The organism is Streptomyces sp. NPDC051020 (assembly GCF_040683105.1).
GTDB lineage: Bacteria > Actinomycetota > Actinomycetes > Streptomycetales > Streptomycetaceae > Streptomyces.
Window position 1 is genome coordinate 1 of record NZ_JBFBCG010000076.1, and the last position, 13,816, is coordinate 13,816.

A 13,816-nucleotide genomic window follows, 5' to 3' on the forward strand; every position below is an offset into this window, starting at 1 on the left:
GCGGTGGTGTCGGTGACGGACCAGTCCGGTGAGGCGCGGTATCCGTCGTTCAAGGGGATCATGGCGGCGAAGAAGAAGCCGGTTCAGTCCCTGGACCTGGAGGACCTGGAGATCGAGGCGGACGAGGTGGGTCTGGCGGGTGCGTGGACCGCGGTGGATTCCGCGGCGCCGCGTCCGGCCCGCACGGCGGGCACGATCGTCAAGGACGAGGGCGAGGGCGGCAAGCAGCTCGCGGCGTTCCTCGCGGAGCAGAAGTTCATCTAGGGCGTGTTTCGAAAGTCCCGTCTGCCGGGCGGCGTCTGGCACGCACGCTCGCTGCGTTGTCGGGCCCGCCCCGATACGCCCAGTATCGGGGCGACCCTCCGCCTTGCGATCGCACGCACCAGACGCCGCCCGGCCCGCCCTACGGGCGGACGACGCTCCTTTCGAAACACGCCCTAGCGGCCCAGGTACTTCGGCTTCGCCTTGTCCAGGAACGCCTGCACCGCGATGGCGTGGTCCTCGGAGGCGCCCGCCTTGGTCTGGAGTTCGTCCTCCTTCTCCAGCGTCTCGCTCAGCGTGTGGCCGGCGCCGTAGGCCAGCGACGCCTTGAGCGCGGCGTACGCCACCGTCGGGCCGTCCGCCAGCTTGCGGGCCACTGCCAGGGCCTCCGCGGCGAGATCGGCCGCGGGCACCAGTCTGTTCACGATGCCCAGCTCGTACGCGTCCTGCGCCGAGATCGAACGCGGGAAGAGCAGCAGGTCGGCTGCGCGGCTCTGGCCGATCAGCCGGGGCAGCGTCCACGAGACACCTGAGTCGGCGGTGAGGGCGACCCCGGCGAACGAGGTGTTGAACGACGCGCTGTCGGCGACCACCCGGTAGTCGCAGGCGAGCGCGAAGCCGAAGCCCGCGCCGGCGGCGACCCCGTTCACCCCGGCGACGACCGGCTTCTCCATCTCGGTGATCGCCCGCACGACGGGGTTGTAGTGCTCCTGCACGGTGCTCAGCGCATTGCCCGAACCCGACTCTCGGATGGCGGTCAGCGTGGCGACGTGTTCCTTGAGGTCCTGGCCGACGCAGAAGGCGCGCGAGCCGGCCGCCGTGAGCAGAACCGCCCGGACAGCGGTATCGGCCGCGGCCGACTGCAGCGCGTCACGGAGGGCCACCTTGGCGGCTGTGTTCATGGCGTTCATCGCGTCGGGACGGTTGATCGTGATCGTTGCGAGTCCGTCCGTCACTTCGTAGAGCACGGTGTCGGCCACGTGGTCCGCCATGTGATGTCCCCTCTGCGCCTCGGGCAATGCCTGTCCAGGCAAGCATGGCCGACATCACCGAGGGGAAGCATGTGACCTGCGTCTAACAATTGCGCCCCGATGGAGGGGCGAAGGCGACGGAGTATCGCAGTCGGATCGCCGAATTGGGTGGTTTTGCGAGAGCGCGTTGCGCAAGCGATGCAGACCGATGTTGGTCACGGGGGTCTGTGATGCGGGATAATGGCCTGGAAGCAATGTGTTCGATGCCGGTGAGACAGCGCCTGTCATGGGGCCGCCGGTTGTTATGAGCTGGTTTCAGGAAGGGGAACGAGCATGGCGGCCATGAAGCCGCGGACGGGCGACGGCCCGCTCGAGGTGACAAAGGAGGGGCGGGGCATCGTCATGCGCGTTCCGCTCGAAGGCGGCGGTCGGCTTGTTGTGGAGCTGACTCCGGACGAGGCCGATGCACTCGGCGACGCCCTCAAGAAGGTCGTCGGCTGACGCAGAGGCGCCCACACTTCATCACTGCCCCGGCACGGGTCCGTGCCGGGGCAGTGATGCGTTCGGAACAAGCCCGTCGAAGAGGTTCCCGGCCCTTCGAGGCTGTGGGGAGGCCGGGGGAGACCGACGACGCCCGGCCGTTTTGGCGAGGGGCACGGAACGACGAACGGTCACCCACGCCGGACGGCGCAGAGCAACCCGTCGCCCACCGGCAACAACGTAGCCATCAGCTCCTGGCTCTCCCGCACCGCCCGCAACAGCTCCCGCAGCCGCAGTACCTCCGCCGGCTGTGCCGCGGAGTCGACGGTACGGCCGTCCGCGAAGACGCCCTCGAAGCAGACCAGACCGCCAGGTCGCAGCAGGCGCAACGATTCAGCGAGGCAGTCCAGGCTCTCCAGCCGGTCGCCGTCGCAGAACACGAGGTCGTATCCGCCGTCCGCGAGCCGCGGAAGCACGTCGAGGGCGCGGCCGGGGATGAAACGGGCCCGATTGGCCGCGAACCCCGAAGCCCGGAAGGCCTGGCGGGCGAACTGCTGCCGCTCCGGCTCGGGATCGACCGTGGTCAGCACCCCGTCCGGCCGCATCCCCTGCAGCAGATAGATGCCGGACACGCCGGTTCCGGTGCCGATTTCGGCCACCGCCTTGGCGTCGGTCGTGGCAGCGAGCAAGCGCAGCGCGGCGCCGGTGCCCGGTGACACCGAGCGGAGCCCTGCCTCCCGGGCCCGGTCTCTGGCCCAGCGCAGTGCTTCGTCCTCGGCGACAAAGGCGTCGGCGAACGCCCAGCTCGTCTGCCGGTTGGCGGTAATGACCCTCTCCTGTCCCCGTAGTTGGCGCAACGGTGACTGTATCCGCTGTACCCGGGAACCCGCAGATGGGACCGGGCGTTGGGAAAGGGCAGGGGAAAGCCCATGGATCCGGTCCGCAGACCGGGCCCCGGATCATGGGCCGGCGGGTTCCCGGGGATGATCCCGGCCCCAGCAGAAAAAAAGGTTTATCCGGAGCTAACGGGCGAGGTGGCTATGGTAGGGACTCCACTGGACACCACCAGAGCCGACAGGGGAGGTGCGGCTGCGCCTGTGGATCGGGGACGAGTGCTGTGGCGCTTTCTCAGGTCGGCGGGTGAGCCGAAATCCGTGACCAAGATTGCTGACCGTTCTTCCAACGACTCCGCACCGACCGCGACCTTTGCCTCAGATGCGGACTCCCAGGCGTGGATGCCGCCCTCATGGGAAGAGATCGTCAGCACGCACAGCGGTCGTGTCTACCGCCTTGCCTACCGTCTGACGGGAAACCAGCACGATGCCGAGGACCTCACTCAGGAGGTCTTCGTCCGGGTGTTCCGTTCGCTGTCGACCTACACACCCGGCACCTTCGAGGGCTGGCTGCACCGCATCACGACCAACCTGTTCCTGGACATGGTCCGCCGTAAGCAGCGGATCCGTTTCGACTCCCTCGGTGACGACGCCGCCGAGCGGCTGCCGAGCCGTGAGCCGTCCCCGCAGCAGGCCTTCAACGACACCCACTTCGACGCGGACGTACAGCAGGCGCTGGACACCCTTGCGCCCGAATTCCGTGCCGCAGTCGTGCTCTGCGACATCGAGGGACTTTCGTACGAGGAGATCGCCGCGACCCTCGGCGTGAAGCTCGGTACCGTGCGCAGCCGTATTCACCGCGGCCGCTCGCACCTGCGCAAGGCTCTGCAGCACCGCTCTCCCGAGGCCCGCGCCGAGCAGCGCTCGCTGGCGGGAGCTGTGGTGGCAGTGGAGGGCGGGACGGCGTGAGTGGTACAGGTCCGACCCCTGCGGAACAGCACCTGGGGGACCGCCTTGCCGCGCTCGTCGACGGTGAGCTCAAACATGACGCCCGCGAGCGGGTGCTCGCCCATCTCGCGACCTGCGTGAAGTGCAAGGCCGAGGCTGCCGCCCAGCGGCGGCTGAAGAGTGTCTTCGCACAGTCCGCCCCGCCGTCGCCGTCCGAGGGGTTCCTCGCCCGGCTGCAGGGCCTTCCCGGGGGACCGGGCGGTGACGACGACCGCCAAGGAAGACCATTTGGCGGCTCCGGGCGGTTCGCCGACGGACTTTTCCCGGTGATGCAGCCCCCCGGCAGCCGCACCGATTCGCCTTCGGGAAAGTCGCCGCTGGACCGTTTCGGCTACCTCGGGACGCCGCACGGCTCACCGGCCGTGCTTCCGGCCGACGGATCGCGTTCGGCGTTCCGGATCCATGAGGTGGGCCGGGAGGGGGACCGGTCGCCGTGGCGCGGCCGCAGGTTCGCCTTCGCGGCTGCCAGCGCCGTCTCGCTGGCAGCCATCGCGCTGGGTGGCGCCCTGCCGACAGGCGCGGGTCCCGGCGCCGCGACCCGCGCCGAGGGCGCCGAAAACAACGTGACCCCGCTCGACGCCGCCGCGCGGGCCGAGAGCGGCAGCGTGACCAGCCGTCGCGGTGGCAGCAGCCTCGGCACGTCTGGCGGGTTCGGCGATGGTTTCATGACCGATCCCCTGGCTCAGCCGCCGAATACCGCGGCACCCGTCCCCGCCCTGTTCGGCACCGGCCGGCTCACGGCCAACCCCTTCGCCGCGGCGGTACTGACGGATGTGTCCGCGTCCCCCCTGATACGACCGACCGCCACCAGCCAGCTGTTCACGCACGCGCTCGGAAGCGGCCGGAACCCCGTTTCCCCCACGCCCTCGCCGACCGCGTCCTGGACACCCACGTCGGCGGCCGCCCTGCCCACCTCCGTCGATCGCCGTCTGCCGCTTTCCGCCCAGCGCTGACGGGGGTCTGCGCAGTGATTCGTAAACCTGGTTGAATCCACGGAGGAATTCCGGGAGGGACGTCCTTTCGGGCGCGTGCAGAGGCCAGTTGTGGCGGTTGCGGGGAGAGCATGGACGACGGGAAGCCCACCGGGCCGAAGGCGAAGTGGTGGAGCCGCCCCACTGCGGGGCGCGCCACCGCATCAGCGCCGCCGGAGGCTCCTGCCCCGGCGGAGGACGTGCGGCCCGTGGGCACACCGGCCGGTGACCCGGACACCGGAGTCGTGGCAGACGCGAGCCCGGCGCCCGTACTCCACGCCCAGCCCGCACCGCCCGAGCCCGTGACACCCGCACCGGTGACGCCCGAGCCCGGGGTGCAGGCACCCGCGGCGACGGCCCAAGCGCCGGTGCCTGCGGCGAAGCCGTTGCACGAGCCCGATGAGTACAGCACCCCGCCGTACGGCGGCCCCGGCCCCTGGGCGCCCGCACCACCCGTACAGCGCCCGGTGCCGACACCGGCGCACGGCACTCCCGTACCGCCGCCCTACGCAGGCACCGGCACGAACGGCGCAGGCATGCCCACGGCCCCCGCGCCCCTCCCGGGCCCTGCCCCGGCCTTCACACCCCCGCCCCAGCCGCCACAGTCCTCACAGTGGTCGCAGTACGACCCCTGGGGTGCGCCCCAGCAGCCGCTGACCCAGCCCGGCCCCCCGCTGGGGTCGGACGGCGGGCGCAGCAAGAGCCGACGTGGCTCCCTGCTCGTCGGCGCACTGCTGCTCGCCCTGGTGGCGGGCGGCATCGGCGGCGGCATCGGTGCCTACGTCGAGCGCAACGGCGGTCTGACCACGGTCGAGCTTCCGCAGGCCGCGAAGAACAGCGGCGGCCGCGCCCCCGACAGCGTCGCGGGCATCGCCGCCAGCGCCCTGCCCAGTGTGGTCACCCTCCATGTCAGCGGCACCACCGAATCCGGCACCGGCACCGGCTTCGTCCTCGACAAGTCGGGCCACATCCTCACCAACAACCATGTCGTCGCCCCGGCCGGCTCCTCCGGTTCCATCACGGTGACGTTCAGCGGCGGCGAGACCGCGCGCGCCGAGGTCGTCGGCAAGGACAGCGGCTACGACCTGGCCGTGGTCAAGGTCACCGGCGTCTCCGGACTCCAGCCACTGCCGCTGGGCAATTCCGACAATGTGCAGGTCGGCGACCCGGTGGTGGCCATCGGCGCCCCCTTCGACCTGTCCAACACCGTCACCTCCGGCATCATCAGCGCCAAGGACCGGCCGATCACCGCGGGCGGCGAGAAGGGCGACGGCAGCGACATCAGCTACGTCGACGCGCTGCAGACCGACGCCCCGATCAACCCGGGCAACTCCGGGGGCCCGCTCGTCGACACCGACGCCCATGTCATAGGCATCAACAGCGCCATCCGCGCCGCCGACAACAGTTCGTCGACCGAGGGCGGCCAGGCAGGTTCCATCGGCCTCGGCTTCGCCATCCCGATCAACCAGGGCAAGCGGGTCGCCGAGGAGCTGATCAACACCGGTAGAGCCACGCACCCGGTGATCGGTGTGACCTTGGACATGAAGTACACCGGTGACGGTGCCAAGGTCGGTGCGAAGGGCGCCGCGGGCAAGCCCGCGGTGACACCCGGCGGTCCCGGGGCGAAGGCCGGCATCAGGCCGGGCGACATCATCACCGAGGTGGACGGGCAGCGGGTGCACAGCGGCGAGGAGCTGATCGTGAAGATCCGTGCGCACCGGCCGGGTGACCGACTGGACCTCGGTCTGACCCGCGGTGGTAAAGACCTGTCCATGACTTTGGTCCTGGGGTCGGCAACCGGCACCTGACGGCCGTGGGACGCTACCGCGCGGACAGTTCGGCCGGGTACCGTTGGCCGGGCCCGGACCTCATCCGACCTGGGCTCGGGGAACACGAGGAGCAACAAGGTGTTCAATGACATAGGCGCACTCGAGCTGGTGACGCTCGTGGTCCTCGCCGTGCTGATCTTCGGACCGGACAAGCTGCCCAAGGTCATCCAGGACGCCTCACGCTTCATCCGCAAGATCCGTGAGTTCTCCGAGAGCGCCAAGGAAGACATCCGTACGGAGCTCGGCCCGGAGTTCAAGGACTTCGAGTTCGAGGACCTCAACCCGAAGACGTTCGTCCGCAAGCAGCTCATGGACGGAAACGACGATCTCGGGCTGAAGGAGATCCGCGAGAGCTTCGACCTCCGTAAGGAGATGGCCGAGGTCACCGACGCGGTCCACGGTCGCGAGAGCGCGTCCAAGGACTCCGCGGGCGGCGTGTCGGGCAGCGCGGCGGTCACTGCGGCGAACGGCTCCCCGGGCGCCCCCGACCTGCTCAAGAAGCGCGAGCAGCCCGCGAAGGACGATCACCCGCCCTTCGACGCAGACGCCACCTGACACCGGTCAATCCCGGCTCGTCCGGGCGGTATCGCTATTCTCCATCTGTCCGGTTGCGAGGACGCCCGAGGGGGGCGGGCCGCTGCGGACCCCTAGGGATCGAGGAGGCGGCCGGGCAGATGGAGACGACGAGTCGGGCAGGCGCGGAAGGTGCGCCCAGCACAGTCACCGCAGAGGGCGTGCCGGCGACCCGGCGTACGGTCGACGGCTATCTGCAGGCGTCGTTCCCCTGGTACGGACTGGACGAGGCCTTCACCGGGCCGCGCTGGCTGATGCAGGTCGGCACGGCGGCGGACGGCACGGTGCAGCATGGTTCGACCGGGCACGGCGAGGAGCCGGTGGTACGGGGTGACTCCGGCGGCGAGAAGCAGCGGTTCGCGGTCGTGGTGACGGTGGCGAGCAGCCCCGTACGGCGCAGTGGCGACGGTAAGGGGGTGCTGGAGGCGACCACGGTGTCGTCGGCGGCGTGGCTGGCGGGCTCGGGTCTGCTGGCCTACACGTGGCCTTCGCAGCTGGACCACACGCTGCGCGACGACTGGATGGACCAGCAGACGGAGACGGCGTTCGAGCTCGCCGACGATCTGGACGGGCCCGCGTGGTCGGTGCTGTCCCTGCCGGTGGACGGTGTTCCGGTGCCGTTCCACTACCGGGAGTCCGAGTTCGGGTGGGTGCTGGCGGGGTCGGCACCGGGCGGGGTGCACATCGGAGCGTACGGGCGGGGGATGAGCGCGTACGGGCTGGGGTTCTCCGTAATCGAGGACATCACGACGTACGCGTAGCGGGTGCGGTGGCCGGGGTGCCCGGCCAGGTCCTCGATCGCCGGACGGCCTCGACGGCGCAACCGCGCGCCCTGGGACCTCTCGCCGAACGGGATCGACAGTGCCGCCGGGCGGGGCCTGTGCCCTGCCCGGCGGTTGTGCTGTGGCCCCGTCAGGGGGCCGCGGTTCAGAACTTGTTGCGGGGGGTGATGCCCAGCGACATGCCCGACAGGCCGCGCTGGCGGCCACCCAGCCTGTCGGCGATCGTGCGCAGGGCCTTGCCGGCCGGGGAGTCCGGGTCCGAGAGGACCACCGGCTTGCCCTCGTCGCCGCCCTCGCGCAGGCGTACGTCGATCGGAATGGAGCCGAGCACGGGGACCTCCGCGCCGACCGTCTTCGTCAGGCCCTCGGCGACCTTCTTGCCGCCACCGGTGCCGAACACGTCCACCATCTCGTCGCAGTGCGGGCACGGCATGCCCGACATGTTCTCGACGACGCCGACGATCTTCTGGTGGGTCTGCACGGCGATCGCGCCGGCCCGCTCGGCCACCTCGGCCGCGGCCTGCTGCGGGGTCGTGACGACGAGGATCTCGGCGTTCGGGACGAGCTGGGCCACGGAGATCGCGATGTCACCGGTGCCCGGCGGCAGGTCGAGCAGCAGGACGTCCAGGTCGCCCCAGTACACGTCCGCGAGGAACTGCTGCAGTGCGCGGTGCAGCATCGGTCCGCGCCACACCACCGGGGTGTTGCCCGGGGTGAACATGCCGATGGAGATGACCTTCACGCCGTGCGCCGACGGCGGCATGATCATGTTCTCGACCTGGGTCGGCCTGCCGTCCGCGCCGAGCATCCGCGGCACGCTGTGCCCGTAGATGTCCGCGTCCACGACGCCGACCTTGAGGCCGTCGGCCGCCATCGCCGCCGCCAGGTTCACCGTCACCGACGACTTGCCGACGCCGCCCTTGCCGGACGCCACCGCGTACACCCTGGTCAGTGAGCCGGGCTTGGCGAACGGCACCTCGCGCTCCGCGATACCGCCGCGCAGCGAGGACGTGAGCTCCTTGCGCTGTTGGTCGCTCATCACGTCGAGCGTGACGTCGACCCGTGTGACGCCTTCGACCTTCGCCACCGCATCGGTCACGTTCTTGGTGATGGTCTCGCGCATCGGGCAGCCGGAGACAGTGAGATACACCGTGACAGCGACCGCACCGTCAGCTGCGATCTCGACCGACTTGACCATGCCGAGTTCGGTGATCGGTCGGTGGATCTCCGGGTCGTTCACTGTCGCCAGTGCTTCGCGCACCGCGTCTTCGGTAGCCATACGACGATGTTACGGCGCCTGTCGCTACGCGCGAGTAGCCCTGTCAGCGGTCTTCGTCACTCTCGGCCGGGTACAGGGCCTGCTGGTCGTGCAGGTCCCTCGCGAGGTCGTCCAGTTCGGAGCGGATCCAGTCGCGCGTAGCGACCTCGCCGAGCCCCATCCGCAGCGACGCGATCTCCCGCGTGAGGTACTCGGTATCCGCGATGGAGCGCTCGTTCTGCTTGCGGTCCTGCTCGTAGGTGACCCGGTCGCGGTCGGCCTGCCGGTTCTGCGCCAGAAGGATCAGCGGCGCCGCGTACGAGGCCTGGAGCGACAGGATCAGAGTCAGGAAGATGAACGGGTACCCGTCGAACCGCCACCCCACGGGCGCGAAGGCGTTCCACAGCACCCAGACGATGATGACCAGTGTCATCCAGGCGATGAAGCGCCAGGTGCCCAGGAAGCGGGCGATCCGTTCGGAGAGCCGGCCGAACGACTCGGGGTCGTATTCGGGCAGCAGCCGACGACGCGGGGACTTCGGCTGGTCCAGCCGGGAACGGGGCGGGCGCGTGATGCCCGAGGCCCCCGCCGGCGCCCCCTTCGAGCGTTCCTCACCGGCCACGCGCGATCTCCTCCCCGCCGTGGAGGTCGGTCTCCCGCCAGTCCTCGGGCAGCAGGTGGTCGAGGACGTCGTCGACGGTCACCGCGCCGAGCAGTGATCCGCTCTCGTCCACGACCGGCACGGAGACCAGGTTGTACGCGGCCAGATAGCTCGTCACGTCCGGCAGCGGAGTGTCCGGTGTGAGGGGGACGAGATCGCTGTCGACGATCGAGCTGACCAGGGCGTACGGCGGATCCCGCAGCAGCCGCTGAAAGTGCACGGTGCCCAGGTACTTGCCGGTCGGGGTCTCGTCGGGGGAGCGGCACACGTACACCTGGGCGGCGAGCGCCGGGGACAGATCCGCCTGCCGAACCCGCGCGAGTGCGTCGGCGACCGTCGCGTCCGGCCGCAGAATGATCGGCTCGGTGGTCATCAGGCCGCCCGCGGTCCGCTCCTCGTACGACATGAGGCGCCGTACATCCGCTGCGTCGTCCGGCCGCATCAGCGTCAGCAGCCGCTCCTTGTCCGCCTCGGGCAGTTCGGAGAGCAGGTCGGCCGCGTCGTCCGGGTCCATGGCCTCCAGGACATCGGCGGCGCGTTCTTCCTGGAGCTTGCCGATGATCTCCACCTGGTCGTCCTCGGGCAGCTCCTCCAGGACGTCGGCGAGCCGGTCGTCGTCGAGCGCGGCCGCGACCTCGGCCCGACGCTTCGGCGAGAGATGGTGCAGCGCGTTGGCCACGTCGGTCGGCCGGAGCTGCTCGAACGTGGCGACCAGTGATTCGGCGCCCTGACCGTCCTCCTCCAGTGAGAATCCGCTGACCGCCGACCATTCGACCGTCAGGGTCTCGCCCTTGCGCCGCAGCGCCCCGCCCTTGCCCTTGCGTACGAAGTACTTGTCGATCTCCCAGTCGCGGCGGGCCGGGAGCTGCGACACGGAGACATCGAGAATGGTGACCTCCTCGCCGGTCTCCACGAGGCGGACCCGCCGGTCGAGGAACTCGCCGAGCACCAGGCGTTCGGTGGGCCGCTGTTCGAAGCGCCGCATGTTGACCACGCCGGTGGTGATGACCTGACCGGACTCGATGCCCGTCACCCGGGTCATCGGGAGGAAGATCCGGCGGCGGCTGAGCACCTCGACGACCAGGCCGAGCAGCCGGGGCGGCCGGCCGCCGACCCGCAGCATCGCGACCAGATCACGGACCCGGCCCACCTGGTCCCCGTTGGGGTCGAAGACCGGCACGCCGGAGAGGTGCGAGACGAAGACCCGGGGTGCACCTGCCGCCATGCTCTGCGCCTCCTTCGTCCCATGGAGAGGGGATGGTCCGTTCAGGGATGAATTGCACCGTTATGACGGGATCAGGCTAGCCCGTACTGCTCCGGGTCGGCCCGGTGAGCAGTCCGTACGGCTCTGCGCCGGACGGTGTACGCGACACAGGTACGCTGCGGTCTGCCAGCCCCCGACATGCCGATGAGAGGCAGTGCGCCAGTGACCTCTTTTGTCCCGCCCGTCCGGACCCGCCGCCGGACCTCTCTTGCTGTCGTGCTCTGTGCGGGGCTGACAGCAGCCCTGGCGGGGTGCGGCGACGAGGATCCGGACAAGGGGACCAACGGCATCGGCAGACTCTCGGCGGCCCTGATCGAGAAGAAGGCGCAGGCGGCAGCCGACTCCGCGGGCGCGGTGCGGCTGGCCGGGACCCTGATGAGCAAGGGCGGCACGTACAAGCTCAACATGCGGCTCAAGGAGGACGGCGGCACGGGCTCCGTCACCTCGAAGACCAGCACGTTCGAGCTGCTGCGGATCGGTGACCAGGTCTATCTGAAGGCCGACTCCGGCTTCTGGAGCCATGACGAGAAGGACAATCACGGCAGCGATTCCGGTGCGGCGGCGGGGGACAAGCTCCAGGACAAGTATGTGAAGGTCCCGCAGGACGACCCGACGTACAAGCAGTTGCGCGGCTTCACGGACATGAAGACCCTGCTCGACGGCATGCTCACGCTGCACGGCAAGGTCAACAAGGGCGACCGCGGCAAGGTCGGCTCAGTCCGCACCATCCAGATCCTGGGCGGCAAGGGTGAGGGCGGGGCGCTCGACGTGTCGCTGAAGGGCACGCCGTATCCGCTGCGGTTCGCCCGTGCCGCCGGCGGGGGCACCATCACGCTCGCCGACTGGGGCAAGGACTTCACGCTGGAAGCCCCGGCCAAGGAAGACACCGTCGACTACGGGCAGCAGCTCCCCAAGTCGACCTCGTGACGCAGCGGCGACGGCCCTTACGCCCACTCCCTATCGTGGGAGAGGCCGTTAGCGGCGGCGCTTGCGCAGCAACCGCGGGAGGGCGTCGGGGACAGGGCGGCGGGTGGTCGCCGGGGTCGGCAGCGGCGCCGCCGCGTGCGAGACGTCCGGCAGCTCCGTACGGAACTCGCCGGGCGTCAGCCGCAGTATCCGGCACTCGCGCGCCCAGCGCTCGGTCATCTGCTCGGCGTCCGGCGCGTTCAGCCGCTTGCCCTTGAGTTCGGCGACCGCCGCCTCCCACTCCTCGGAGTGCGGCGCGAGCTCCGTCACGGCGGCGGTCCAGGCGATCAGCCGGCCGCCCTTGTCCTTGCTGCGCACGGTCACCTCTGCGGCGGACCCGTCGGTGAGACCGGCCGGGAGCGGCTGCTCGCCGGGGCCGTCCCCGACGAGATGGGCCGCGCCTTCGTGCCATACGTGCCACAGCGCCCGCGCGGGCCCGGTACCCCGTACCCAGATCAGACCGGACTTCTTGGTGGCCTCCTCGACGAGGGCCGGTCCGAGCAGCGAGTCAGCGGCAGCAGCAGTCATGCCATCAACTGTATTAGAGCCAGCCGTTGCGCTTGAGCGAGCGGTGGATGGAGAAGCAGACGACCCCGATGACGCCCAACACCATCGGATAGCCGTACGTCCACCGCAGCTCCGGCATGTGCTTGAAGTTCATGCCGTAGACACCGCAGATCATCGTCGGTACGGCGATGATGGCCGCCCAGGACGTGATCTTGCGCATGTCCTCGTTCTGCGCGACGGTCGCCTGCGCCAGGTTGGCCTGCAGGATCGAGTTCAGCAGTTCGTCGAAGCCGATGACCTCTTCGTGCACCCGTGCCAGGTGGTCGGCGACGTCCCGGAAGTACTTCTGGATGTCCGGATCGACCAGCCGCATCGGCCGCTCGCTGAGCAGCTGCATCGGCCGCAGCAGCGGGGAGACGGCCCGCTTGAACTCCAGGACCTCACGCTTCAGCTGATAGATCCGGCTTGCGTCGGAGCCGCGCGGGCTGCCCTTCGCCGGGGTGGAGAAGACCTCGATCTCCACCTCGTCGATGTCGTCCTGGACGGCGCCGGCCACGGCGATGTAGCCGTCGACGACATGGTCGGCGATGGAGTGCAGGACCGCCGAAGGCCCCTTGGCGAGCAGCTCCGGGTCGTCCTGCAGCCGGTGGCGCAGCGCCCGCAGCGAGCCGTGTCCGCCGTGCCGGACGGTGATGACGAAGTCTCGGCCGGTGAAGCACATCACCTCACCGGTCTCGACGACCTCACTGGTCGCGGTGAGCTCGGCGTGCTCGACGTAGTGGATGGTCTTGAAGACGGTGAAGAGCGTGTCGTCGTACCGTTCCAGCTTGGGCCGCTGGTGGGCGTGGACGGCGTCCTCGACGGCGAGCGGGTGGAGGCCGAACTCCCCGGCGATCCCGGCGAATTCCTCCTCGGTCGGCTCGTGCAGGCCGATCCAGGCGAAGCCGCCGTCCTCGCGCACCCGAAGCATCGCCTCGTGCGGGGTCAGGCAGCCGGCGCTCTCCACGCGGCGTCCGTCGCGGTAGACCGCGCAGTCGACGACCGCGCTGGAGGCGGACGGGTCACGGGTGGTGTCGTAACTGCTGTGCAGGGCGTTGGTCTTGCGCAGGGAGGGGCGCACGGCGGCGCGCAGGTCACGGATCATCGACATGGCTGGCTCCTTCACGGAGGGCCGTCGTCGGGCGCGTGGAACAGCCCGGAATGGGGACGTGTGCTCACATCCGCAAAGCGGGCGGCACCGCGGCGGCGCGATGACGGCGTTCGCTACAGACAGGCAAAAAAAGGAGTGCTCTTCCGTCGTGCGCGACGCCCTGGTTCCTGACGAGGGAGGCGTCAGATCACCGAAGAAGGGTGTGGGGCGGAAGAGCGGTTGGTACTGCACGATCGACTTCGATCCATTGCAGCCCCACCTCCTCCAGCCGGTCCCCCGTGGGGGATGACGTGTTGTCGGGA

14 protein-coding genes and 1 pseudogene are annotated in these 13,816 nt (G+C 69.8%); 8 read left to right on the top strand and 7 right to left on the bottom strand.

Translation table 11 applies throughout. From position 1 onward, the window contains the following. A pseudogene (locus AB0N06_RS30370) lies at nucleotides 1–264 on the top strand (electron transfer flavoprotein subunit beta); the annotation flags it as partial. A gap of 173 nt (nucleotides 265–437) precedes the next feature. Here the strand turns inward: AB0N06_RS30370 and AB0N06_RS30375 are convergent. After that, complete coding sequence (locus AB0N06_RS30375) at nucleotides 438–1,253, bottom strand: enoyl-CoA hydratase-related protein (protein ID WP_366137907.1); 816 nt, start codon at nucleotides 1,251–1,253, stop codon at nucleotides 438–440. Nucleotides 1,254–1,565: 312 nt separating this feature from the next. Between AB0N06_RS30375 and AB0N06_RS30380 the strand changes: the two genes are divergently transcribed. Then, entirely contained in the window at nucleotides 1,566–1,733 is a 168-nt protein-coding gene (locus AB0N06_RS30380) for a DUF3117 domain-containing protein (RefSeq protein WP_003966491.1), read from the top strand. Between the two features lie 170 nt (nucleotides 1,734–1,903). Here AB0N06_RS30380 and AB0N06_RS30385 read toward each other — a convergent pair whose 3' ends face one another. Beyond that, a complete protein-coding gene (locus tag AB0N06_RS30385; protein WP_366137908.1) occupies nucleotides 1,904–2,569 on the bottom strand; it encodes an O-methyltransferase in 666 nt (221 codons plus the stop codon). Nucleotides 2,570–2,752: 183 nt separating this feature from the next. Here AB0N06_RS30385 and sigE point away from each other — a divergent pair, with 183 nt between their 5' ends. The 5 genes from sigE to AB0N06_RS30410 all read left to right on the top strand — a co-directional run bounded on the left by sigE (nucleotide 2,753) and on the right by AB0N06_RS30410 (nucleotide 7,687). After that, complete coding sequence (gene sigE / locus AB0N06_RS30390) at nucleotides 2,753–3,514, top strand: RNA polymerase sigma factor SigE (RefSeq protein WP_366137910.1); 762 nt, start codon at nucleotides 2,753–2,755, stop codon at nucleotides 3,512–3,514. Beyond that, a complete protein-coding gene (locus AB0N06_RS30395) occupies nucleotides 3,511–4,506 on the top strand; it encodes a zf-HC2 domain-containing protein (RefSeq protein ID WP_366137911.1) in 996 nt (331 codons plus the stop codon). The genes sigE and AB0N06_RS30395 overlap by 4 nt, the downstream gene beginning before the upstream one ends. 110 nt (nucleotides 4,507–4,616) lie before the next feature. After that, complete coding sequence (locus AB0N06_RS30400) at nucleotides 4,617–6,332, top strand: trypsin-like peptidase domain-containing protein (protein WP_366137912.1); 1,716 nt, start codon at nucleotides 4,617–4,619, stop codon at nucleotides 6,330–6,332. A 99-nt stretch (nucleotides 6,333–6,431) separates the two neighbouring features. Then, nucleotides 6,432–6,908, top strand: coding sequence for a sec-independent translocase (locus AB0N06_RS30405; protein WP_366137913.1), 477 nt, complete (start codon nucleotides 6,432–6,434; stop codon nucleotides 6,906–6,908). Nucleotides 6,909–7,027: 119 nt separating this feature from the next. Next, complete coding sequence (locus AB0N06_RS30410) at nucleotides 7,028–7,687, top strand: hypothetical protein (protein ID WP_366137914.1); 660 nt, start codon at nucleotides 7,028–7,030, stop codon at nucleotides 7,685–7,687. 166 nt (nucleotides 7,688–7,853) lie between these two features. Here AB0N06_RS30410 and AB0N06_RS30415 read toward each other — a convergent pair whose 3' ends face one another. The 3 genes from AB0N06_RS30415 to AB0N06_RS30425 are packed head-to-tail and all read right to left on the bottom strand — an operon-like array spanning nucleotide 7,854 to nucleotide 10,852. Further along, a complete protein-coding gene (locus AB0N06_RS30415) occupies nucleotides 7,854–8,987 on the bottom strand; it encodes an Mrp/NBP35 family ATP-binding protein (RefSeq protein WP_366137915.1) in 1,134 nt (377 codons plus the stop codon). Between the two features lie 43 nt (nucleotides 8,988–9,030). Beyond that, nucleotides 9,031–9,588, bottom strand: a complete 558-nt coding sequence (locus AB0N06_RS30420) for a DUF1003 domain-containing protein (protein WP_366137916.1) — start codon at nucleotides 9,586–9,588, stop codon at nucleotides 9,031–9,033. After that, the gene (locus AB0N06_RS30425; protein WP_366137917.1) at nucleotides 9,578–10,852 is read right to left on the bottom strand and encodes a CBS domain-containing protein; all 1,275 of its coding nucleotides are present in this window, start codon (nucleotides 10,850–10,852) and stop codon (nucleotides 9,578–9,580) included. The genes AB0N06_RS30420 and AB0N06_RS30425 overlap by 11 nt, the downstream gene beginning before the upstream one ends. Nucleotides 10,853–11,053: 201 nt before the next feature. Between AB0N06_RS30425 and AB0N06_RS30430 the strand changes: the two genes are divergently transcribed. Then, the gene (locus tag AB0N06_RS30430) at nucleotides 11,054–11,818 is read left to right on the top strand and encodes a hypothetical protein (RefSeq protein WP_366137919.1); all 765 of its coding nucleotides are present in this window, start codon (nucleotides 11,054–11,056) and stop codon (nucleotides 11,816–11,818) included. A 48-nt stretch (nucleotides 11,819–11,866) separates the two neighbouring features. Here the strand turns inward: AB0N06_RS30430 and AB0N06_RS30435 are convergent, their stop codons facing one another. Further along, nucleotides 11,867–12,385: a hypothetical protein gene (locus tag AB0N06_RS30435; RefSeq protein ID WP_366137920.1), complete on the bottom strand. Its 519-nt coding sequence runs from the start codon at nucleotides 12,383–12,385 to the stop codon at nucleotides 11,867–11,869. Between the two features lie 13 nt (nucleotides 12,386–12,398). Then, a complete protein-coding gene (locus tag AB0N06_RS30440) occupies nucleotides 12,399–13,514 on the bottom strand; it encodes a magnesium and cobalt transport protein CorA (RefSeq protein ID WP_366137922.1) in 1,116 nt (371 codons plus the stop codon). Nucleotides 13,515–13,816: the final 302 nt, after the last annotated feature.

Coding starts and splice junctions, on each gene's coding strand:
- AB0N06_RS30375 (WP_366137907.1), bottom strand. CDS start 1,253: ATGGCGGACCACGTGGCCGACACCGTGCTCTACGAAGTGACGGACGGA.
- AB0N06_RS30380 (WP_003966491.1), top strand. CDS start 1,566: ATGGCGGCCATGAAGCCGCGGACGGGCGACGGCCCGCTCGAGGTGACA.
- sigE (WP_366137910.1), top strand. CDS start 2,753: ATGGTAGGGACTCCACTGGACACCACCAGAGCCGACAGGGGAGGTGCG.
- AB0N06_RS30400 (WP_366137912.1), top strand. CDS start 4,617: ATGGACGACGGGAAGCCCACCGGGCCGAAGGCGAAGTGGTGGAGCCGC.
- AB0N06_RS30410 (WP_366137914.1), top strand. CDS start 7,028: ATGGAGACGACGAGTCGGGCAGGCGCGGAAGGTGCGCCCAGCACAGTC.
- AB0N06_RS30415 (WP_366137915.1), bottom strand. CDS start 8,987: ATGGCTACCGAAGACGCGGTGCGCGAAGCACTGGCGACAGTGAACGAC.
- AB0N06_RS30425 (WP_366137917.1), bottom strand. CDS start 10,852: ATGGCGGCAGGTGCACCCCGGGTCTTCGTCTCGCACCTCTCCGGCGTG.
- AB0N06_RS30435 (WP_366137920.1), bottom strand. CDS start 12,385: ATGACTGCTGCTGCCGCTGACTCGCTGCTCGGACCGGCCCTCGTCGAG.
- AB0N06_RS30440 (WP_366137922.1), bottom strand. CDS start 13,514: ATGTCGATGATCCGTGACCTGCGCGCCGCCGTGCGCCCCTCCCTGCGC.